Origin of the sequence: Rhizobium sp. CG5 (assembly GCF_023701945.1) — a bacterium.
In the GTDB taxonomy this organism is placed as follows: domain Bacteria; phylum Pseudomonadota; class Alphaproteobacteria; order Rhizobiales; family Rhizobiaceae; genus Allorhizobium.
Genome location: NZ_JABAEF010000011.1, coordinates 97,714 through 118,871 on the forward strand (window position 1 = coordinate 97,714; position 21,158 = coordinate 118,871).

At 62.1% G+C, this 21,158-nt stretch carries 17 protein-coding genes; 2 read left to right on the plus strand and 15 right to left on the minus strand.

The annotated features are described in order from the left end of the window. Positions 1 to 12: 12 nt before the first annotated feature. Positions 13 to 1,440 (minus strand): amidase, encoded by a 1,428-nt coding sequence (locus HGO38_RS18485; protein ID WP_352230499.1) that lies wholly within the window; start codon positions 1,438 to 1,440, stop codon positions 13 to 15. Between the two features lie 144 nt (positions 1,441 to 1,584). On the opposite strand from HGO38_RS18485, the gene HGO38_RS18490 reads away from it, so the two are divergent. Further along, on the plus strand, positions 1,585 to 2,544 hold the full coding sequence (locus tag HGO38_RS18490) for a LysR substrate-binding domain-containing protein (protein WP_250957387.1): 960 nt from the start codon (positions 1,585 to 1,587) through the stop codon (positions 2,542 to 2,544). 137 nt (positions 2,545 to 2,681) lie between these two features. Here the strand turns inward: HGO38_RS18490 and HGO38_RS18495 are convergent, their stop codons facing one another. The 7 genes from HGO38_RS18495 to HGO38_RS18525 all read right to left on the minus strand — a co-directional run bounded on the left by HGO38_RS18495 (position 2,682) and on the right by HGO38_RS18525 (position 9,908). After that, positions 2,682 to 4,301, minus strand: coding sequence for a dihydroxyacetone kinase subunit DhaK (locus tag HGO38_RS18495; RefSeq protein ID WP_250957388.1), 1,620 nt, complete (start codon positions 4,299 to 4,301; stop codon positions 2,682 to 2,684). A 12-nt stretch (positions 4,302 to 4,313) separates the two neighbouring features. After that, a complete protein-coding gene (locus tag HGO38_RS18500; RefSeq protein WP_250957389.1) occupies positions 4,314 to 5,309 on the minus strand; it encodes an ABC transporter ATP-binding protein in 996 nt (331 codons plus the stop codon). Then, entirely contained in the window at positions 5,302 to 6,399 is a 1,098-nt protein-coding gene (locus tag HGO38_RS18505) for an ABC transporter ATP-binding protein (RefSeq protein ID WP_250957390.1), read from the minus strand. Before HGO38_RS18505 ends, HGO38_RS18500 begins: the two co-directional genes overlap by 8 nt. 2 nt (positions 6,400 to 6,401) lie before the next feature. Beyond that, on the minus strand, positions 6,402 to 6,590 hold the full coding sequence (locus tag HGO38_RS18510; protein ID WP_250957391.1) for a hypothetical protein: 189 nt from the start codon (positions 6,588 to 6,590) through the stop codon (positions 6,402 to 6,404). Next, the gene (locus HGO38_RS18515; protein WP_250957392.1) at positions 6,587 to 7,525 is read right to left on the minus strand and encodes a carbohydrate ABC transporter permease; all 939 of its coding nucleotides are present in this window, start codon (positions 7,523 to 7,525) and stop codon (positions 6,587 to 6,589) included. The genes HGO38_RS18510 and HGO38_RS18515 overlap by 4 nt, the downstream gene beginning before the upstream one ends. Next, positions 7,522 to 8,469: a carbohydrate ABC transporter permease gene (locus HGO38_RS18520; RefSeq protein ID WP_250957393.1), complete on the minus strand. Its 948-nt coding sequence runs from the start codon at positions 8,467 to 8,469 to the stop codon at positions 7,522 to 7,524. The genes HGO38_RS18515 and HGO38_RS18520 overlap by 4 nt, the downstream gene beginning before the upstream one ends. 104 nt (positions 8,470 to 8,573) lie before the next feature. Beyond that, positions 8,574 to 9,908: an ABC transporter substrate-binding protein gene (locus HGO38_RS18525; protein WP_250957394.1), complete on the minus strand. Its 1,335-nt coding sequence runs from the start codon at positions 9,906 to 9,908 to the stop codon at positions 8,574 to 8,576. 300 nt (positions 9,909 to 10,208) lie between these two features. Here HGO38_RS18525 and HGO38_RS18530 point away from each other — a divergent pair, with 300 nt between their 5' ends. Next, positions 10,209 to 11,231: a LacI family DNA-binding transcriptional regulator gene (locus HGO38_RS18530; RefSeq protein ID WP_250957484.1), complete on the plus strand. Its 1,023-nt coding sequence runs from the start codon at positions 10,209 to 10,211 to the stop codon at positions 11,229 to 11,231. 98 nt (positions 11,232 to 11,329) lie between these two features. On the opposite strand, the gene HGO38_RS18535 is transcribed toward HGO38_RS18530, so the two are convergent. The 7 genes from HGO38_RS18535 to HGO38_RS18565 form a co-directional block, all read right to left on the minus strand. Then, entirely contained in the window at positions 11,330 to 13,417 is a 2,088-nt protein-coding gene (locus tag HGO38_RS18535) for an FAD-dependent oxidoreductase (RefSeq protein ID WP_250957395.1), read from the minus strand. A gap of 107 nt (positions 13,418 to 13,524) precedes the next feature. Further along, positions 13,525 to 15,180, minus strand: a complete 1,656-nt coding sequence (locus HGO38_RS18540) for a GMC family oxidoreductase (RefSeq protein ID WP_250957396.1) — start codon at positions 15,178 to 15,180, stop codon at positions 13,525 to 13,527. Positions 15,181 to 15,239: 59 nt separating this feature from the next. Beyond that, the gene (locus HGO38_RS18545) at positions 15,240 to 16,745 is read right to left on the minus strand and encodes a GMC oxidoreductase (protein WP_250957397.1); all 1,506 of its coding nucleotides are present in this window, start codon (positions 16,743 to 16,745) and stop codon (positions 15,240 to 15,242) included. Between the two features lie 11 nt (positions 16,746 to 16,756). Further along, on the minus strand, positions 16,757 to 17,872 hold the full coding sequence (locus HGO38_RS18550) for an ABC transporter ATP-binding protein (RefSeq protein ID WP_250957398.1): 1,116 nt from the start codon (positions 17,870 to 17,872) through the stop codon (positions 16,757 to 16,759). A 4-nt stretch (positions 17,873 to 17,876) separates the two neighbouring features. Beyond that, positions 17,877 to 18,809 carry a carbohydrate ABC transporter permease gene (locus tag HGO38_RS18555; protein WP_250957399.1) on the minus strand — a complete coding sequence of 311 codons (933 nt, stop codon included), beginning with the start codon at positions 18,807 to 18,809 and terminating at the stop codon, positions 17,877 to 17,879. Then, positions 18,806 to 19,759, minus strand: coding sequence for a carbohydrate ABC transporter permease (locus tag HGO38_RS18560; RefSeq protein WP_250957400.1), 954 nt, complete (start codon positions 19,757 to 19,759; stop codon positions 18,806 to 18,808). Before HGO38_RS18560 ends, HGO38_RS18555 begins: the two co-directional genes overlap by 4 nt. 77 nt (positions 19,760 to 19,836) lie before the next feature. After that, positions 19,837 to 21,099 (minus strand): ABC transporter substrate-binding protein, encoded by a 1,263-nt coding sequence (locus HGO38_RS18565; protein ID WP_250957401.1) that lies wholly within the window; start codon positions 21,097 to 21,099, stop codon positions 19,837 to 19,839. Positions 21,100 to 21,158 lie beyond the last annotated feature (59 nt).

Sequence of the window (21,158 nt, forward strand, 5' to 3'; positions counted from 1 at the left end):
CATGCATCGCGCCTACCTGGAAAACAGCGCCTCCAGGTTTGCAGCCGCCAAGAGAACGCGGGCATCCTCACCCCGCGCACCGATGATCTGGAAACCGACCGGCAGGCCATCCGCCGTCAGCCCGCAGGGAATAACGCAGGCCGGCTGCTGGCTGAGATTGATCGGGAAACTGAAGCCTGCCCACTGCGTCCAGCGCGTGTAGGAACCGTCGGCCGGCACTTCCAGACCGGCATCGAAAGCCGGGATCGCCGTGCCGGGCGAGACGATGAAATCATAATCCGACAGCAGCCGGTCCATTGCTGCACCGAAATCGGCGCGGCGAACCTGAGCGGTCACCAGTTGGGTGGACGTGTAGGTAGCGCCGTCGCGCGCGATTTCCAGGAAACCCGGATCGATCGCGGACCGTTGATCCTGAGGGATCGTGGAAAGCCGTGCCGCCGCGCCGGTAAACCAGTGGTGATGGAAGAGATCGAGCAGGTTCTCGCCCGGAAGCGTGATCCGCTCGATGACGGCGCCGGCCGCCTTGAGCCTTGCTACGGCGGAATCGACGATCGCGGCCACTTCGGGATCGACCGGACCGCAAGGCGATGCAAACCAGTAGCCGATCCGCTTGCCCTGGAGATCCACCGGTCCCGCATCGAGTGACGACAGAACGCCAGCGCCCTGGTTCCAGTCGGCAAGACTGCGTCCGGACATCGTCTTCAGCATGGCGAGAGCGTCGGCTGCACTGCGCGTCATGGGGCCGAGATGGGCAACCGTGCCGAATGCGCTGGCGGGATAGGCCGGAACCCGGCCGAAGGTCGGCTTCAAACCGACAATACCGGTAAAGGACGCCGGAATTCGAATTGAGCCGCCGCCATCCGTCCCGAGATGAAAGACCCCTGCCCCGACCGCCGCCGCGACGGCCGCGCCGCCGGACGAGCCGCCCGGTGTCTTCGCTGCATTCCACGGATTGCGGGTCACACCGCTGAGGGCGCCATCGGTGATTGCTTTCCAGCCGAATTCGGGTGTCGTCGTCTGCGCCGTGAACACCAGCCCCGCCGCACGCATCAGGGCGACGGCCGGTGCGTCTTCGCCGTACGGAATGTCAGAGGTCGTCGTGCTGCCATAGCGCACGCTCCAGTCCTTGACCCAGACAATATCCTTCAGCGTGGCCGGAACGCCATCGACCGGCGACAGCGGTTCGCCTGCCCGCCAGCGTTTTTCCGATGCCGCCGCCGCATCCAGTGCCCCCTCGCGATCGATGAAGGTGAAGGCATTGAAATCCGGATTGACTGACTCAGCACGATCCATCGCCGCCCGCGCGACCTCGACCGGCGAAATTTCCCGCGTCCTGTAAGCGGATGCCAAGTCTGCGGAGCTCAATAGACACAGGTCCTCTGCCCCTGAAAGAGGGTTGCTGAAAGCCATTGCTGCTGTTCCCCAGTTCGAGCGCATCATCCGAACACGGTTGATGCGCTTTCATGTTCCCGCCTGCATCTTCGGCAGGTCTATTGGATGGCGGTAGATTGCGGCTTCACATCACATTCACAAAATGTATTCTTCGACATAACTTTATGCATTTTATGTAATCGAGATTGTGCGATGAATCTGACCATCCGGCAGTTGCGCTATGTCTGCGAAGTCGCGCGCCGCGGCAGCGTGCAGGCTGCATCGAAGGCCTTGCTGATCTCGCAATCCTCGATTCTCGCGGCGATCACGCTGGCGGAAGGCGAGATGGGCGCTCGCATCTTCGAGCGCCGCCCGTCACGCGGCGTGCAGATCACCCCGGCCGGCGAGCGCTTCGTGAGTGCCGCCCGAGTGATGCTGTCGGCCGAGACGGAGTTCAGCCGCGCTATCGGCGATCTGACCGACCGCGTACCAAAAGTGCTGCGCATAGGCTGTTTCGAGCCGTTCGGCGCATTGTTCATGCCGGAAATGCTGCGCCGGTACGTCGACAATTTCGGCGATGTGGAAATCGACCTTCTCGAAGGCAATCAGGTGCAGTTGCAAGCCTGGCTGGCCGAAGGCCTGATCGATTTTGCTATCCTCTACGATATCGGCCCGATCCATACCGGCAGTATCACACGCATCTGCAAAGTCCCGGCGCATGCCGTGCTGCATGCCGACGATCCGCTGGCCGGCGAGAAGGCCGTCTGGCTATCGGATATCTCGACCCGCCCCTTCATCCTGCTCGACATGCCGGAGACCGCCACCTATCTCCTGATGCTGTTCGACATTCTGGCACAACGGCCGGATGTGCGTTTTCATACACGCTCCTACGAGACGGTCCGCTCCGCCGTCGCATCGGGGTTTGGCATGTCCATCCTCAACATGCGCCCGATCGGCCGGGCTACGGCCGATGGTCAGACGATCGTCCGATTGCCCATTCTCGACGAATTGCCGCCGCCGTCGCTCATCATTCTCGACCTTTATGGCAATGCCAAACCGCTTTTCGTCCGGCTGTTCATCGAGATCTTCAAGCAGTTTTTCCTCGAGATCGGCCCCTCCGGTTTTTCGGTGACGACGCCGGAACGCGAGGCCTCGCTCCTGCACGTGCGGTAGCGAGCGCGACGTGCACTGGACATTGGCCGCCGCACCGCACTCAGGTATAAACCGACTGGCGACTTTAGCAGCCCTGCAAACAGAAGGATCGCCGCGACGACGGCGTTCAGGTAGCTCTTTCTGGAGGCATCGCTCCTCTACCCCGCGAGATGTTCGAACAATCTGGCGACGGCCTCTGCGCCCGGATCTGCGTGGCCCTGCAATTGCTTCGCATTGATATAGGCGGCGCGGCCTGCATTTGCCCGGGTCAGCGTCGCGGTCCGGTCTGCTCCAGCTCGTGCGGCACTGGCCGCGGCTTGGAAGCCGCCGGCAAGCGCATCGAGCGCCGGCGCCAGGGCATCGACCATGGTACGGTCGCCGACCTGCGCACCGCCGATCTCCTGCATGCGGGCAAGCCCCGCCTTCAGCGCGTCGCGGATCGGCAGGCCGCTCGAGGCCCCATCACCGGCGGCAGCAAAGAAGATGGCGAGCAGCACGCCGGAGGAACCGCCCATGGTCTGGCTGAGTTCGAGCCCAATCGCGCGCAGCAGCTGGGTGTAATCCGACAGCGGCAGGCGATCCATGGCGCTGATGAGGGCGCGGGCGGCACCGGCCAGCGTCGAGCCGGTATCGCCGTCACCGGACTTGGCGTCGAGGGCGTTGAGATCCTGCTCGGCGGCGATCATCACCTCGCAGCAGGATGTCAGGAATTCTCGGGTCTCCTTGTGGTCGGAGGCCAGCGGCATGATCGGGGTCAGGCCATCGGGCAGTGCCATAACCGAGACCGGGCGAACCGGCGAAAGACCCGGCCAGGCAACCGGGCCGACCGGCTGGGCGAGCGCATCGATGTCGCGGGCATCGGCCGGAAACAGCGAGATGGAAAAGCCACGCATGTCGAGTGAGGTCATCAGGGGCGCCGGGCCGATGACGTGGCTGACATGGGGGCCGATCTCGGAGCGGATCAGTTCATGGGCGAGCACCGACATTTCCAGCACCGAGGTGCCGCCGAGATTGTTGATCAGCGCGACATGGGGTGCATCGCTGATCGTCACCTTAAGCTTGGCAACGACGGCGGCCATGGCGGAGCGGGCACCGGAATAATCCACCTGCTCGACGCCGGCCTCGCCATGGATGCCGAGCCCGAGTTCGGCCATGCCCTTGGGGATGCGATCCTCCTTGGGCGAGCCCGGCACGGTGCAGGTGTCGAGCGACATACCGATGCTGCGGATGCCGGAAATGACGCGGCGGGCGGCCTCCGCCACGGTGTCGAGATCCGCGCCGCTTTCGGCCAGCGCTCCGGCGATCTTGTGGACGAAAAGCGTGCCGGCGACACCGCGGGCCTGCGGCAGGTCCGGCAGTGCGATGTCGTCGTCGACGATGACCATGTTGACATTGAGGCCGAAGGCGCGGGCCCGCTCGGCGGCGAGGCCGAAATTCAGGCGGTCGCCGGTGTAGTTCTTGACGATCAGCAGGCAGCCGGCCGGACCGGTGACAGCGAGAATGCCGGCCAGCACCGCATCGACGCTTGGCGAGGCGAAGACATCGCCGCAAACGGCGGCGGTCAGCATGCCCGCCCCGACGAAGCCGGCATGGGCCGGTTCGTGGCCGGAACCGCCACCGGAGACCAGCGCCACCCTTGAGCGATCCCAATCGGCGCGCACGACGACGCGGATATGGGGATAGCCATCCAGCCTTGCGAGCGGCACGGCGGAGGTCGCGAGCAGGCCTTCGACGGCCTCGATGACCACGTCTTCCCGTTTGTTGATGAACTGTGCCATTGGAAAACTCCTTCAAGCGAGACGCAGACCGTCGGCGTCGAAATAAAGCGGGTTGCTGGGCTCGATCTTGACGATGTCGCCATCGCGCAAGGCCGTATGGGGTTCCGTGACCGTCACGAGGCTCAAACCCCGGAAGGTGAGGTGCAGGCGGGTCTGGTCGCCGAGCCGCTCGACCCGGTGGACGAGGCTGTCCTCGCCCTGCCCCTGGCGGGTATGCTCCGGCCGAAGCCCCCTGGAGACGGCGCGCGGGGGCGCGCCCGGGGAAACGTCGGCGGGGAGAATATTGATCCGGGGCTGGCCGAGGCGGGCGGCGGCATAGAGGCTGACCGGTTGCTCATAGACTTCGCGGGGCGAGCCAAACTGGACAAGGCGGCCGTGATGCAAAACGCCGACATGGGTCGCCATGGTCATGGCCTCGACCTGGTCATGGGTGACGTAAAGAAGCGTCGCGCCGAGATTGGCCTGGATGTTCTTCAGTTCGATGCGCAGGTCCGCCCGAAGCTTGGCGTCGAGCGAGCTCAAGGGTTCGTCCATCAGGTAGATCTGCGGATTGCGCACCAGGGCACGGCCGATCGAAACGCGCTGCATCTCGCCGCCGGACAGCGCCGTTGCCTTGTTGTCGAGCTTGTGGCCGATCTGCAGGACGTCGGCGATCGCCTTGACCTTGCGCTCGATCTCGTCCTTCGGCGTCTTGAGCAGCGGCGATTTCAGAGGGAATTCCAGGTTTTCGCGCACCGTCAGATGCGGGTAGAGCGAATATTGCTGGAAGACCATGGCGACGTTGCGTTCGGCGGGTGTCAAGCCCTGGGTCGGGCGGCCATCGATCAGGATCTCTCCGCTGTCGGGACGCTCAAGACCCGAGATCAGGCGCAGCGTCGTCGTCTTGCCGGCACCGGTCGGGCCGAGCAGGACGACGAAGGAACCGTCGGGCACCGTCATCGAGACATTGTCGAGAGCGACATGGCTGCCGAAGCGCTTGGTGACATTGTGAAGGGTGACCTCAGCCATGGCGCAGCACTCCCTCATTGCCGGCCGACACAAGCGCATGGCCGCGCTCGCCGGCAAACACCGTCAGCGTCCGGCTGTCGAATTCCAGACCTACCGTCTCGCCGGTCTTGACGGAAGCAGCCGACGAGATGCGGGCCTTGATGTCGCCATTGGCGGTCTTCAGCGTGACGATCTGGGTCGTGCCGAGATATTCGGTTGCGATGACCCTGCCTCTATAGGGGGCGGAGTCGGCAAAGCGCACATGTTCGGGACGAACACCGAGCGTCAGCCGGCCCTCGGCGCCCTGGCGGGAGACCGGGATTTCGAAGCGGTGGCCGTCGAGGGTCACATGGTCGCTGCCGATGCCGACCATGCCGTCAAATTCCAGAAAATTCATCGAGGGGGAGCCGATGAAATTGGCGACGAAGCGGGTGGCCGGCCAGTCGTAGATCTGCTGCGGCAGGCCGAACTGCTCGACCACGCCATGGTTCATGACGACGATCTTGTCGCCCATCTGCATGGCTTCGAGCTGGTCGTGGGTGACATAGACGGTGGTCGCGCCCATGCGGTCGTGAAGCGCGCGCAGTTCTTCGGCCATGTGCTCGCGGAACTCGGCATCGAGTGCGCCGAGCGGCTCATCCATGAAGAAGGCCTTGGGCCTGCGGACAATGGCGCGGCCGAGGGCCACGCGCTGGCGGTCGCCGCCGGAGAGGCCACCGACTGGCTTGTCGAGGATGTCCTCGATCTTGAGGATGCGTGCGACCTCCTCGACGCGGGTTCTCACCTCCGGCTTCGGAGCGCCCTGGCTCAGCAGCGGATAGGAGATGTTGCGGCGGACATTCATGTGCGGATAGAGCGCGAACATCTGGAACACGAAGGCGATGTCGCGCTGGCTGGCCGGCTTCATGCCGACCTCCTCGCCATCGATATAGATCTCGCCGCTGGTCGGCAGTTCCAGCCCCGCCATCATGCGCAAAGTCGTGGTCTTGCCGCAGCCGGAAGGGCCGAGCAGCATGAAGAATTCCCCATCCTCGATGGTGAAACTGGAGGACTGGACAGCGGTGAAGCTGCCGAACTCCTTGCGCACATTCTCAATTCGGATCTGCGCCATGGTTACTCCGGAAAATGGCTGACGATGATGAACATCACGGTTCCGATCAGCGTCACGAGGAAAGACCAGGAATAGAGGACAAGCGCAAAAGGCTGCATCATCATGACCACGCCGAGCGCAATCAGCGCGGATGCGAGCAATTCCCATTCGTTGCGCCTGAGACGGCGCAGGCCCTGCAAAAACCGGCTCATTTGCGCACCGCTCCAAAGGTGATGCCGCGCAGCAAATGCTTGCGCAACAGGATGGTGAAGACAACGACCGGGATGAGGAAGAGCGTGGCGCCGGCGGCAACCGCCGGCCAGTCCTGGCCGCTCACCCCGATGATGGTCGGGATGAAGGGCGGTGCGGTCTGTGCAGTGCCGGAGGTGAGCAGCACGGCAAACGCATATTCGTTCCAGGCAAAGATCAGGCAGAAGATCGCGGTCGATGCGATCCCCGTGACCGCCTGGGGCAAAACCACCTTGTAGAAGGCCTGGAAGCGGGTGTAGCCGTCGATCAGTGCTGCCTCCTCGTATTCGATCGGGATCTCGTCGATAAAACCCTTCAAAAGCCAGACCGAGAGCGAGAGATTGACCGCCGTATAGAGCAGGATCATGCCGAGATGCGTGTCGCTGAGGCCGAGCTGGCGGTACATCAGGAAGATCGGGATGGCGACGGCGATCGGCGGCATCATCCGGGTCGAGAGGATGAAGAACAGCAGATCATCCTTCAGCGGTACCTTGAAGCGGGAGAAGGCATAAGCCGCGGCCGTTCCCAGTACGATGCAGAGGAAGGTGGAGCCGAAGCCGATGACGACGGAGTTGTAGAAGCGCTCGCCGAAGCGCGAGGGACCCGCAATGACAAGGCCGTCCTCGCGCACCAGCGCCTCATACCACGTCTTCGGCTCGCCAAGTGCCTGGAGATCCGCTTCCGAGACGCGGGTGCGGGTGGTGAAGAGGTTCACATAGCCTTCCAAAGTCGGCTGGAAGAGCAGTTTTGGCGGATAGGCGATCGAATCCGACGGGCTCTTGAAGCCGGTCGTGATGATCCAGATCAGCGGCATGATGGTGACGACGGCATAGAAGATCACGAGGATGCCGGCGAACCACTTCTGGCGGACGGAGGGTTCGGTGACGGAATAGCTCATCGTTCTTTCACCTTGTTCAGCGCCTTCACATAGATCGAGGCGAGGCCGAAGACCGTGACGAACAGGATGACGGCGTAGGCCGAGGCATAACCGGTGCGCCACTTCTCAAAGGCTTCGCGCTTGAGGTTGATCGAGGTGAGTTCGGTGATCGAGCCCGGCCCGCCGCCTGTCAGCTGCACGACCAGGTCGAACATCTTGAAGTTCTCGATGCCGCGAAACAGGATGGCCAGCATCAGGAAGGGTAGGACCAGGGGAATGGTGATGGTCCAGAACTGCCGCCACTTGCTGGCGCGGTCGCATTCGGCCGCTTCGTAGATGCTGGCGGGGATCGAACGCAGGCCGGCAAGGCAGATTAGCATGACGAAGGGCGTCCACATCCAGGTATCGACGATGATGATCGCCCAAGGGGCGAGCGACACATCGCCGATCATCGAGAAGGCGGATGGGTCGATGCCGGTGAAGAAGCTGATGACGTAATTGAAAAGGCCGATCTGCGGCTGGTAGAGGAAGGTCCAGAAATTGCCGACGACGGCGGGGCTGAGCATCATCGGCAAGACGATGATGGTGGTCCACAGGTCGTTGCCGCGAAACTTCTTGTTGATCAGGTAGGCGAGCGAAAAGCCGATCAGCACCTGGAGCGCGATGGTCCAGAGCAGGAAATGGGCCGTCGCCTGCATGGTCAGCCAGATGTCGTCATCGGTCAGGATGCGGGTATAGTTGCGCAACCCGACGAATTCCGGCGCCTCGTTCGGGCGATTGACCCTAAAATTGGTGAAGCTCAGCCGCACGGTCCAGATCAGCGGAAAGATGTTGATCGCCAGCAGCAGCACGATCGACGGGGTGACGAAGAGCCAGGCAATGGCGCGGTCCGAGAGACCGGAGATGCGTCTCGCCACAGGCGGCGGAGTGGCACGGGCGATGCGCTCGATGGCAGTGTCGGACATGGGTTTCCCCCAAGGTATGGGTTGCATCCGGCAAGGCCGGTCGGTCAGGCGACCGGCCCCGCGATTGCATCAGCTCCGCCTTCGGCGGATCGAGGCTTCTCGGATCAGAGCTTTCCTTCGTCCTCGAAGACTTCGGTCCAGTCCTTGACGAGACCGTCGAGTGCTTCCTTGGCGGTTCCCTGGCCGGCCACGACATAATCGTGGAAGCGCTTCTGGGAGGCCTGCAGCAGTGAGGCGTAGGACGGCTCGGCCCAGAAGTCCTTCACGATCGCCATGGAGTCGAGGAAGGTCTGGGCATAGGGCTGGCTGGTGGCAAAGCCCGGATCCTCAACAACGGAGCGCAGGGCCGAATAACCGCCGAGCGACCACCACTTGTTCTGGATCTCCGGCTGGGCAAACCACTTGATGTATTCCAGCGCCGCATCCTGCTTGGACGATGCCGCGACCACCGAGATGCCCTGCCCGCCGAGCTGGGCGAACTGCTTGCCGTCGGGGCCTGCCGGATTGGGGAAGTAACCCGACTTGTCGCCACCGACATTGGCGTCGGCATGGATGCCAGGCCAGATGAAGGCGAAGTTCATCTGCAGCGCGACCTGGCCGGACTTATAGGCGTCGATGTTCTCCGACATGTAGGCGTCGGACGAGCCCGGCGGCGTGCAGCAGTCGTAGAGCGCCTTGTAGTATTCCAGCCCGGCGATCGATTGCGGCGAATTGACGAAGCCTTCGAGGTCGTAAGGCTTGTCGGGGTTCTCATATTGAAAGCCGTAGGAATAAAGCACATCCATGACACCCATGGTGACGCCTTCCGAGCCGCGCTCGGTGTAGATCGCGGCGCCATAGACCTTCTTGCCATCGATATCGCGGCCCTGGAAAAATTCGGCGATATCCTTGAGTTCGGCAAACGTTTTCGGCACGGCGAGGTCTCGGCCGTATTTCGTCTTGAATTCGGCCTGCAGTTCGGGACGGGAGAACCAGTCCTTGCGATAGGTCCAGCCGACGACGTCGCCAAAGGCCGGCAGCGCCCAGTAGTTCGGAGAATTCTTCGGCCATTCGGCATAACCGACGACGGTCGCCGGGATGAAGTCCTCCATCTTGATCCCTTCCTTGGCGAAGAAATCATTGAGCTTCACATATTGGCCGTTCTCGGCGGCGCCGCCGATCCACTGGCTGTCGCCGATCATCAGATCGCAGAGCTTACCGCCGGAATTCAGCTCGTTGAGCATGCGGTCGGCGAAGTTCGGCCAGGGCACGAATTCAAATTTCATCTTGTGGCCGGACTTGGCCTCAAAATCCTTGGACAGTTCAACCAAGGCATTGGCCGGGTCCCAGGCGGCCCAGCACAGGGTCAGGTCCTCGGCCTTGACGGCACTGGCGCCGGACAGGCTGGCAAAGACCAGCGCGCCGGCGGCAACCGTTGATTTCAGGAATGCTGATGTCATGACGTTCTCCTCCCAATGTTCGTGATCCCGACCTCCATCGGGACAGGTGCGACGCCCCCTCCAGGGCAAAAACTGCACTGCCAGACTGTATGAGCAGGCGGCCTTGCCTCCTCCGGCTCCCGCATCGGGACGGCGGCGCGACCAGCGCGCCACGGCGAAACCCCGAGACAGGAAAGGTATATTTGAGGTGCGCACCTCAATGCAAGATATTTTTGAGGTGCGCACCTCATTTTCTTGCGTTTCGTTTGAATTTGTTGGAAAAGTCATTCCCCACCATCACAGAAATGATAGGCCGCCTTGATCAGACCGACCGCAAAGGATCTCGCAGAAGCCGCCGGCGTCAGCCTGGCCACGGTCGACCGCGTGCTCAACGACCGGCCCAATGTCAGCGAGAAGGCAGCGCGCAGGGTCAATGAGGCGATCGAGCGGATCGGCTTCGTCCGCAATCCGGCAGCCGTCAACCTGGCGCGCAACCGCATCTATCGTTTCCGGTTCGTCCTGCCGCTTTCCGGCGACCAATATCTGCAGCAAATTCTTCAGGAAGTCACCGATGCGCGCGAAGCGCTGCGGGCAGACCTCACCGATATCGATTCTGTCCAGATGCCGATGTCAGACCCCCATGCGGTGGCCAATTATCTGGCAGGCCTTGGCACTGATGATATCGACGGCGTGGCGGTCATGGCACCGGAATCACCCCAGGTTCGCGACGCGATGGCAAGGCTGATCGAGCGCGGCATCAAGGTGGTGCAGTTCCTGTCCGGCCAGGAAAAGCTGCCCGCCGCCGATTTCGTCGGGGTGAACAATTTTGCAGCGGGCGCCACGGCGGGCAAGATTATCGGCCGCTTTCTGGAGCGTCGCCCGGCCAAGGTCATGGTCGTGGCCGAAACCATGATGGCACAGGACAGTATAGAACGGCGGCTCGGCTTCGACCGGATCATCAATGGCCAGTTTCCGCACCTGACGCCGCTACCCTCGCTTGAAACCTATGGGGACGAACGCCGGGCGGGTCTCGTCATTGCGCGCATGCTGGATCACAATCCGGAGATCAAGGCCGTCTATGTGCTGAGTTCGGAAGCCCGCGTGCCGGTCTCGGCGATTGAAGCCGCCGTCGATACCCGTGCCCTCACCGTCGTCGTGCACGAGCGCACGCCGTTCAGCGAGGACGCTCTGCGCGACGAGCGGATCGACGTGATCATCGCGCAAAATCCCGGCCATGCCGTCAGGAGCGCGGTGCGGATCATGCGGGCACGGCTCGAACAGCGTGAACCGATCGCCTCCCAGGAGAAGATTCGGATCGAGGTTCTCCTCGGCGAAAACATCTAGCAGGCAACCGGCCGACGTGCCCGATTTTTGTTCTTTCGGTAGCGACATCCACGTTGTTCACCTGCAAACCCGCCGGTTTCGAGTGGAACGTCCGTACCCTAATCGCTCTGGCCCGCGCCGTCATAGATCCGCCCGGTCAGCCAATCCGGCCAATCGCGCTCGAAGAACGATTTTGTGCTTTCATCGAAGGTCCGGATCGGACACGTGCGCAAGATCAAGGCTTCTCCCTCGGAACGAACGACGATTTGCTCTGACTTGTGCTCGGCTTTCTCCCGACGAAAGCGAAAGGCTTCCAGGGTGCCGTCCCTCGTGACCGGAACGTCTTCGCCATCCGGATCGCAGATCGCCCGCGCGCCCCGGCTGCCGCCCCCGCTGGAGATGTAGACGTCAAGGGCTGCGAGAACGGCTTCCGACGCAAGCGCCATATGGCGCCATTGCAGCGCCCGCGCGGCCTCTGCCGGTCGCCCATAGCCGATGCCGTTCGCCTTGATATTTGCAACCAGTTGACGGGCTTCGGCCAGGGCCTCGCTGACGGTCTGCGCATCGCAGATCAGGCCGGCCTTGTCGCTCATGCGCGCCTGGATCTCGGCGCGGACGGATTTCACGGAATTTTCGCCACCCGGTTTCAGCAACTCCAGCAAGGCTTGGATGCGGTCGCCGGCCGTGGTCCTGATATAGCCCGAAGGCCGCAGTTTGGCACGGCCACTGGCGGCAATGTGTTCGGCCGCGCGGGTGCCAAAAACCTGTCCGGCGTTCAAGGCGGCACCACCCGGCCGCGTCACACCGTGGGTGCCTGCCGCCTCTCCGACAGCGTAGCATCCCGGCAGATTGGTCCTCCCCCAGACATCCACCCTGATGCCGCCGTTCATGTGCTGGTTGTTGACGGCAAATTCGAGCGGCTCCGCGGCGATATCGACCTTGTAGCGGCGGTAAAGCTCGATCGAGAGCGGGTTCATGTGGCGAAGGCGCTCGATGGGAAGAGCCTGGGACGCCCCGGCATTGCCGAGATAGGTTTTTACATCGTCATCGAGCCGTTCGAGGCTGAACGGAAGATCGCCGGGAACGGCAAGCGGATTGCGGTTGAAATCCAGATAGACCCGGCGACCTGACGCACTTTCGAGGTAGATCGCCAGGTCGATCAGGCTTGACTTGAAATCCAGCATCCGCGTCGCATGGAACGGCCACTGATAGCCCTTACGGAACAGGTTGCTGGCAAGCTCCTGGGTTGTCCGGTAGTAGGCGCCAAGGAAGTGGTGCTCTTTGCCATCGGCATCCACCGAATAGACGTGCGGGATCGACTGGACATAGGTGCCGGAGAGGTTCCAGGGAAAGCCCTCGCGGCGCGTCCCGATGCCGAACTGGCTTTCCGTCAGGTTGACGAGTTCGATCCCCGCCTCCAATGCCAGACCGAGCGAGCCGAAGCAGCCGTTCGGATAGACGCTGTCGCGATAAAGTTCGCCCGGCCCGCCGGCGGCCAGCACGAGGGCCGAACAGGGAAACAGCGCGATACCGAAAGGATTGCTTTCCGAACGATCCGCCGCCCGCATGGCGATGACACCGATGATCCGCCGATCCGCCCTGCGGCCTTCCGTCAAAATGCTGACCGCCGTCGTCTGATTGTAGATCGGCAAAGCAAGACGCAGCGCCTCTTCGGCGAGAACCTTGACCATCAGGCGGGAGGTTCTCGGCCCGCAGCTCGTGGCCCGTCCCACGTCGTCGTGGTCGGTCTGGTAGCGAAGCGTGCCCCCCAGCCGTTCCTGCGGCAGCGGCAGGCCCAGATATTGCAGCGAGGCCATCATGCGTGGCGAGCCCACCGCCTCCACATAGGCGGTGTCCTCGTCCATGGCGCCACCATCACGAATGGCCCGTGCCATGGCTTTGAAGTTGTCGCCTTGATCAGCCGTGTTTGCGGTGTGCAGGGTCTGCTTATCGGAACCGGAGCAGGCAGACGTGCCGCCCCAGGCGCTCTGGCTGATGACGACGACGTCGTCTCCCCGGCGCTTCAGTTCGACGGCAGCCCGCAGGCCCGCCGCCCCTGAGCCGACGATCACGCAGCCACTGCGGTAAACCGGCACCTGCAACCCTGCCAGATCGAGCCGTTCGGTGGTTGCTGGCTCGGCCGGCAGACGCGGCATGTCCACATCGGTCAGTTCGTCGAGAATATGCTGCGGAACATCAATAGACATCACGTCCTACCATTCATAGGTCAAAGAAACGGGGCGGCGTGCGCGATCGATGCGGCTCTCGTCCGCGGCAGCTATGGAAACAAATGAAGGCACAGCGCCGGATCATCTCAACGCACCTCGCTGCGGGCACGCGGACGCATGTCGTTGCGTTCGTTCTGGAATATGGCGGGAGGAAGGGACGGCAATCCGCGAATGATGTCGGAGCCCTTCTCGCCCATCATGATCGTTGGCCCATTGGTGTTGCAGGAGGGAACGCGCGGCATGACCGAGCTGTCACAGACGCGAAGTCCTTCCAGCCCTCGGACCATCAGATCCAGTCCCACCACGGCATCCTCGCCTAAGCCCATGCGGCAGGTGCCGACGGGGTGGTGGTCCGTCTTGGCATTGGCGCAGGCATAGTCGAACATTTCATCATCCGAGACGACCTTCGGTCCCGGCAGTCGCTCCGCCATGACGAAAGGTTTCAAGGCGGCCTGCTGCATGATCTCCCGTGCCAGCTTCAGTCCTTCGATGGACATCTTCCGGTCATGTGGGTCGGCGAGATAGTTGGGATCGATCAAGGGCGCGGCGGAGGGGTCGGCGGACCGCAGCCGGACCGTTCCGCGCGAACGGGGATGAAGATAGGCCGAGTTCAGCGTCACACCGGCATTCTTCAGCTTCTCGACGCCGGCCTCGATGCCGGAGCCAAGACCCAGGTGAAACTGGATGTCGGGAGAGCGGGCATCCGGATCGGCGTACCAGAACCCGCCCGTTTCAAAGAGGCTGGAGGCCACGGGTCCGCTGCGGAACAAGACATACTGAAGCCCGGCCCAAAGCGTGCGATGAAGTTTCGCCACGCCATCATAGGTATGGTCACCGGTGCATTCCGAGATGACGAAGAGATCGAGGTGATCCTGGAGATTGCCGCCAACGCCCTTCAAGTCGTGGTTCACGTCCACGCCAACCGAGCGCAGATGATCGGCAGGACCGATGCCGGATTGCAGCAGGAGTTTTGGCGAGCCAATGGCGCCGGACGTGACCAGAACTTCACGATCCGCCCGAATGGTCTCAACACCGCGCGCGGAGACCACCTCGACGCCGACGGCTCGGCGGCCTTCCAGCACGATCCGAGAGACACGCATGCCTGTCCGCACCGTCAGGTTCTTGCGGTCCTTGATCGGGGAGAGATAGGCGAGCGAGGCGGAAGACCGGCGGCGATTGCGTTGCGTCAACTGGTAGAAGCCGACGCCTGCCTGCTGCTTGCCATTGAAATCGTGATTGTAGGGAATGCCGAGCTCCTGCCCCGCCCGGATATAGGCGTCGCAGATCGGCAGCGCCGAGACGGGCATGGACACCCCAAGCGGACCGCCATAGGAATGATAGTCGTCGGCAAAACGCTGATTGTCTTCCGAGCGTTTGAAATAGGGAAGGACGGACCGGTAGTCCCAACCCGTGCAGCCTTCTTCCTCAGCCCAAAGGTCGTAGTCCCTGGCGTTGCCACGGGTATAAAGCTGCGCATTGATCGACGAGCCGCCGCCAATCACCTTGGCCTGTGTGTATCGGAGCACGCGATTTTTCATGTGCTTCTGCGGGACGGTCTCCCAGCCCCAGCTCGCCACACCCTTGGTCATCTTGGCAAAGCCGGCCGGCATGTGAAACAGCGGATGCCAATCGCCGCCGCCGGCTTCGAGCAGAAGCACCGTCACAGCGGGGTCTTCCGACAGGCGATGGGCCAGCACGCAACCCGCGGGACCGGCACCGGTTATGATGTAATCGTAAGCCATGGCCTTCATCCTGTAATGCACACGCGGTTTCCTCGCGGGCTGGCAGCGCGCAGCCGCCGTCATGATCTCAAGTGTTCAGTCCTGATGCGGCTCGCCACGCGCAATGCCTGCGCCGCGATCGTCAAGGCGGGATTGACGGCCGCGGATGTGGGCAGGCAGGCCGCATCGACAACGAACAGATTGTCGTGCGCATAGGCGCGGCAAAACGCATCCAGCGGTGCGGTTGCCGGATCATTGCCCATCCGGATCGTGCCGCATTGGTGCGACGGCGTGCGCTTGTCGAACGGACGCGACAGCACGATCGGGAAGCCAATGGTGCGCAGGATCGATTTCAGTTTGGCAACGAGATCGAGATGCGCCTGCCAGTTGGTGCGGTGCCACTGAAGAACGATGCGGTCTCCGTCCACCATGATCCGGCTTTCGGGATGCGGAACGTCTTCGCTCATCGCGTAGAAATCGATGGCATGCGCAGACATTTGGTCCAGAAGCCATTCCGGCACCCGCGGCATCTGCGCTTTCAGAATCTTGCCCGTCACGCGACCGAGAAGCTGTACATTGCCCAGCGGTGGACCGCCATTGCCGTCAGAAAGATAAAAGTCGTTAAAACCGAACGTCTTCTGATAGACGGCGTCATTCCTGAACCAGGGCGCCATGGCGATGACGGCCGACGAATTGTGGTTCATGAAATTTCGACCGACCTGATCGGACTGATTGGCAAGGCCTGTCGGAAACGCCGCATTGGCAGACCGCAACAGCAGCACCGCCGACTGCACGGCTCCTGCGGACAGAATGGTCAGTTTCGGCGTGAGACGTTTCGTCTCGCCATGGCTTTCGTAAAGGATCGACGAGATGCGTCCATCGGCCTGCGTGTCCAGCCGGATGACCCGTGAACGGGTCTGCAAACGCACATTTTGATAGGCGAGCGCCACCTTCAATGCCGCCGTTTCCGCATCCATCTTGCCATCATCGGAATTCGGATGGGCATCCCAGGGCGTCTTTGCCTTGGCGATCCATCGATCGATATCAATACCGAGCGGCAGGGAGAATGGATGAAGCCCCGCCTTCAACAGCTTGGCACGAACCTGCGCAATCGGCGCCTCTTCCGGCACGGGTTTGAAGGGGTAGTCCGCAGAATGCGCCGGTTCGGTCGGGTCTTGCCCGAGCGTTCCACGCACTTTGTAAAGCTGTTCCGCCTGCGTGTACCAGGCCTCCAGCTCCTCGTAGGCAAACGGCCAGGCGGGAGAGACCCCTTCCCTGTGTTTCAACGCCGCGAAATCTTCCCTCCGGTAGCGAGACAGCACCGAACCATAGAATTTGGAGTTTCCCCCCACATTGTAGTAGTTGCCCGGATTGAACCCGGTGCCATCCGTCTCGAACCAGGTTTCCTTGGGCCGAAAGTGTCCACGCTGAAAAATGGCGCGTTGGTCGCGATTTTCCGGTTGATCCGGAATATGGTCGCCCGCCTCCAGAATGAGGATGTCTGCACCGGAGGCGGCCAGTCCCGCCGCGACGGTCGCGCCTCCGATGCCTGATCCGATAATGACGATGTCAGGGCTCTTCTCCATGCCAGCCAAGCTCATGCAATCCGTTGTTCGGTCTGCGGATCGAAGAAGACCGCCTTGTCGAGGTTGAAGGCCAGCCGCGCTGTTTGCCCGGCATTGATCCGCACGTCGGCACGAAGGCGCGCCACGACTTCCTTGCCGCCAAGCTTGGTCACAGCGAAGGTGTCCGAGCCGGCTGGCTCGACGACATCGATGAGGCAGTCACTTTCGGCGATGGTCTGCGCGTTGCGGTCCGCGCCTTCGGGATCGGTCAGCGCTTCAGGACGAATACCGAACACCACCGTCTTGCCGGTGTGAGATGCCAGCTGATCGCGTCCCGGCGCGACCGGCAGCCTGATCGCCTCGCCGTGTTCCCGACCCAGAACGACGGAAAGGCCGCCGGGGCCGTTCTCGATCGTTCCGGAGAGCAGGTTCATGGCGGGCGAGCCCATGAAGTCGGCGACGAACATGTTGACGGGATTGTTGTAGATTTCGGCCGGCGTGCCGAACTGCTGGACCATGCCGTCTTTCATCACCGCGATCTTCGTCGCGAGCGTCATCGCCTCGATCTGGTCGTGCGTGACGTAGACGATGGTGGTGCCCGTCGCCTGATGCAGACGCTTGATCTCGATGCGCATGTCGACGCGCAACTTGGCATCCAGGTTGGACAGCGGCTCGTCGAACAGGAACAGTTTGGGATCGCGCACCAGGGCGCGCCCCATCGCCACGCGCTGGCGCTGGCCGCCGGAGAGCTGGCTGGGTTTGCGGTCCAGCAGGTGACCGATCTGCAGAACCTTGGCCACCTTGTCGATCGCCTGCTTGCGCTCGTCCGCCGGCACGCCGCGCATTTCCATGCCGAAGGAAATGTTCCCGCCAACCGTCATGTTGGGGTAGAGCGCATAGCTCTGGAATACCATGGCGATATCCCGCTTGGACGGATGAAGGTCGGCGATGCTGCGGTCGTCGACCCGGATATCGCCTTCGGTGATCGCTTCCAAACCTGCAATCGTGTTCAGCAGCGTAGACTTGCCGCAGCCGGAAGGGCCCACGAGGACGAGAAAGCCGCCTTTCTCAAGCTCGATATCGATCCCTTTGAGGATTTCCACCGCACCGTAACGCTTCTTCAGTTTCGAGATTTCGAGGAAAGCCATGGGATTATCCTTTGACGGCGCCCGCCATCAGTCCGCGTACGAAATAGCGGCCGGCGAGAATGTAAACGAGGAGCGTGGGCATCGCGGCGATCATCGCCGCCGCCATGTTGACGTTGTATTCGACGACGCCCGTCGAGGTGTTGACGACATTGTTCAGCGCCACCGTCATCGGCATCGCGTCCCCGGTGCCGGCATAGGCCGAGGCAAACAGGAAGTCGTTCCAGATATTGGTGAACTGATAGATCACGGTGACGACGATGATCGGCAGCGAGTTGGGCAGCATGATCCGCCGGAAGATCTGGAAGAAGCCGGCGCCATCGACCTGGGCGGCCCTGACCAGTTCGGTCGGGAAGGCTTCGTAGAAATTGCGGAAGAACAGCGTGGTGAAGCCGAGGCCATAGACGACGTGGACGAAGACCAGGTTGGCGGTCGGGTTGCCGAAGCCGAAGGAAAAGCCGGTGGCGTTGCGCAGGCTCATGCCGAAGCGCCCCAGGCTGCCGAGGATCGTCGCCATGGGCAACAGCACCGACTGGAAGGGGATGAAGCAGGCAAACAGCATCAGCCCGAACACCAGGGTGTGGCCGGGGAACCGCCATTTGGTCAGGACATAGCCGTTCAGGGCGCCAAGGACGGTCGAGATCGCCACGGCCGGCACGACCATCTTGATGGAGTTCCAGAAATAGCCCTTAATGCCTTCGCAGGTCAGGCCGACGCAGGTTTCACCCCAGGCCTTGAACCAGGCATCGAAGGACGGCGCCTGGGGCAATGACAGCATATTGCCGTTCTGGATTTCGTCCATCGTCTTGAACGAGGTCACCAGCATGACGAAGAGCGGCATCAGGTAGAGGATCGCGAAGAGGATCAGCAGACCGTAAATCGCGGTGCGGCCAACCCAACGGCTGCTGGAATAGGATGACGAGGACGCCGAACTGCTCATCGCGCCTTCTCCTTGAGTTCCGAGTAGAGGTAGGGAACGATGATCGCCGAGATGGTCATCAGCATGATGACTGCGCTTGCCGAACCGACAGCCATCTCGTTTCGCTTGAAGGTGTATTCGTACATGAAGTTTGACGGCAGCCAGGCCGAGCCGCCTGGCCCGCCGGAGGTCAGTGCCACGACAAGGTCGTAGGACTTGATGGCCAGATGCGCGAGCACGATGAAGGCCGACAGGAAGACGGGCCGGAGCAGCGGAATAATGATGCGGCGATAGAGCTGGAAGGTCGATGCGCCATCGATCTGCGCCGCCTTCATGATCTCGCCGTCGATGCCGCGAAGTCCTGCAAGGAACATGGCCATGACGAAGCCCGAGGCCTGCCAGACACCGGCGATCACGACGGTGTAGATGACGAAGTCCTTGTTCTTGATCCAGTCGAAGTGAAAGCTGGTCCAGCCCAGCTGATGCAGGGTCTGTTCCAGGCCGAGGCCGGGATCGAGGAACCACTTCCACGCAACCCCGGTCACGATGAAGGAAAGAGCCATTGGATAAAGGAAGATCGGCCGCAGCACGCCTTCACCCCTAATCTTCTGGTCGAGAAGGATGGCGAGGAACAGGCCAAGCCCCAGGCAGATGCCGATATAGAGAAAACCGAAGATCCCCATATTGGTGATCGAGGTGTACCAGGAGGACGGCGGATCGCTTTCCAGCGTCCAGCGCCAGAGCCTCTGGTAGGCCCGCGGGCCGGTCAGCGCATAGGATGGAAACGTCTTGGAGTTGGTGAACGACAGATAGACCGTCCAAAGAATGAAGCCGTAGACGAAGACGATGGTGATGGCGAAGCTCGGTGCCAGAACGATTTGCGGCAGCAGATCCTGCAATCGTCCACGGATCGACGATCGACGATCGCGCGTCGGCGTTCGAACGGGTTCCGTTGTTGCGACCCTACTCATGATGCTCATTCCTCCCGAGCGCAGTTCGACGACGGGTCCTCCCCGCACGGATGCGGGGAGGACTATGGAAGCGAGGCTTACTTTGCGTCGTCGATCGCCTTGACCAGCTCTTCGACGGCCTGGTCGGAGCTGGTGATCTGGCCGTGAACGAACTTCGTCACGACGTCCTTGTAGGCGTTGGCAACCGCCGGAGGCGCGCCATAACCCTGGGCCAGCGAGCCGAACAGCGTGCCGCCGTCATTGGCGGCCTTCAGGTCGGCAATGCCCTTCTTGCCGCAAGCATCGAAGTCGGTGTCCGGAACGTCGGTACGGGCCGGAACCGAACCCTTGACGACGTTGAAAGCCGACTGGAAGCTCTTGGAAAGGGTGGCGGTGGCCAGGGCGACCTGCGCTGCCTTCTGATCATCCGGCACATTGAACATGCCGAACATGTCGGAGTTGTAGATCACGCTGCCGTCGGTGCCGGGGAAGCGGTAGCACAGGAAATCGGTGTCCGGGGTCTTCTTGGCGGCGACGAATTCGCCCTTGGCCCAGTCACCCATGACCTGCACCAGGGCGTCGCCCTTGATGACCATGGCGGTGGCAAGGTTCCAGTCGCGACCGGAGAAGTTGGGATCGACATACTTGATGATCTGGCCAAGATTGTCGAAGGACTTCTTCATGGTATCGGACTTCAGCGAGTCCTCGTCGAGCTCGTTGAAGGCCTTCTTGTAGAATTCAGGCCCGCCGGTCGACAGAACGATGGAGTCGAACATGGTGGCTTCCTGCCAGTTCTGTCCGCCGAGGGCCAGCGGGATCACGCCCGCTGCCTTGGCCTTTTCGAGAAGAGCGATCAGGTCTTCAAAGGACTTCGGCTCGGTGCCGCCGATCTTGTCCATCACGGCCTTGTTGATCCACAGCCAATTGACCGAGTGGACATTCACCGGGGCTGCGACCCACTTGCCGTCATAGACCGAGAATTTCTGAAGGGCGGCCGGAACCGACTTGTCCCAGCCTTCCTTGACGGCCGTCTCGGTCAGATCGCCCATCACGCCGGCGGCGGCATAGTCGAGCACGGTGTAGCCGAGCATCTGCGAGGCGGTCGGATAGGTTCCGGCTGCGACCATGGCTTTCAGGGCCGTCATGGCCGCGTCGCCGCCACCGCCGGCAACCGGCACGTCCTTCCAGGCAAAGCCTTCCTTGGCCAGGTCGCCCTTCAGCACGTTGAGTGCTGCGGCCTCACCACCGGATGTCCACCAGTGCAGCATCTGCACTTCCTTGACGTCGGCAGCCCGCGCCGCCGTGACCGCCCCAGCAAGCGCCAGTGCGATGACGGACGTGGTTGTCAAAAACTTAGTCATTGAATTCCTCCCAATGCAAGTTTGGACGATGCGGGACCCATTCCCGCATCCATTACTCG

Bases quoted from the DNA above. Each gene is read 5' to 3' on its own strand.
- HGO38_RS18485 (WP_352230499.1), bottom strand. From the start codon at position 1,440: ATGATGCGCTCGAACTGGGGAACAGCAGCAATGGCTTTCAGCAACCCT.
- HGO38_RS18490 (WP_250957387.1), top strand. From the start codon at position 1,585: ATGAATCTGACCATCCGGCAGTTGCGCTATGTCTGCGAAGTCGCGCGC.
- HGO38_RS18495 (WP_250957388.1), bottom strand. From the start codon at position 4,301: ATGGCACAGTTCATCAACAAACGGGAAGACGTGGTCATCGAGGCCGTC.
- HGO38_RS18500 (WP_250957389.1), bottom strand. From the start codon at position 5,309: ATGGCTGAGGTCACCCTTCACAATGTCACCAAGCGCTTCGGCAGCCAT.
- HGO38_RS18505 (WP_250957390.1), bottom strand. From the start codon at position 6,399: ATGGCGCAGATCCGAATTGAGAATGTGCGCAAGGAGTTCGGCAGCTTC.
- HGO38_RS18510 (WP_250957391.1), bottom strand. From the start codon at position 6,590: ATGAGCCGGTTTTTGCAGGGCCTGCGCCGTCTCAGGCGCAACGAATGG.
- HGO38_RS18515 (WP_250957392.1), bottom strand. From the start codon at position 7,525: ATGAGCTATTCCGTCACCGAACCCTCCGTCCGCCAGAAGTGGTTCGCC.
- HGO38_RS18520 (WP_250957393.1), bottom strand. From the start codon at position 8,469: ATGTCCGACACTGCCATCGAGCGCATCGCCCGTGCCACTCCGCCGCCT.
- HGO38_RS18525 (WP_250957394.1), bottom strand. From the start codon at position 9,908: ATGACATCAGCATTCCTGAAATCAACGGTTGCCGCCGGCGCGCTGGTC.
- HGO38_RS18535 (WP_250957395.1), bottom strand. From the start codon at position 13,417: ATGTCTATTGATGTTCCGCAGCATATTCTCGACGAACTGACCGATGTG.
- HGO38_RS18540 (WP_250957396.1), bottom strand. From the start codon at position 15,180: ATGGCTTACGATTACATCATAACCGGTGCCGGTCCCGCGGGTTGCGTG.
- HGO38_RS18545 (WP_250957397.1), bottom strand. From the start codon at position 16,745: ATGGAGAAGAGCCCTGACATCGTCATTATCGGATCAGGCATCGGAGGC.
- HGO38_RS18550 (WP_250957398.1), bottom strand. From the start codon at position 17,872: ATGGCTTTCCTCGAAATCTCGAAACTGAAGAAGCGTTACGGTGCGGTG.
- HGO38_RS18555 (WP_250957399.1), bottom strand. From the start codon at position 18,809: ATGAGCAGTTCGGCGTCCTCGTCATCCTATTCCAGCAGCCGTTGGGTT.
- HGO38_RS18560 (WP_250957400.1), bottom strand. From the start codon at position 19,759: ATGAGTAGGGTCGCAACAACGGAACCCGTTCGAACGCCGACGCGCGAT.
- HGO38_RS18565 (WP_250957401.1), bottom strand. From the start codon at position 21,099: ATGACTAAGTTTTTGACAACCACGTCCGTCATCGCACTGGCGCTTGCT.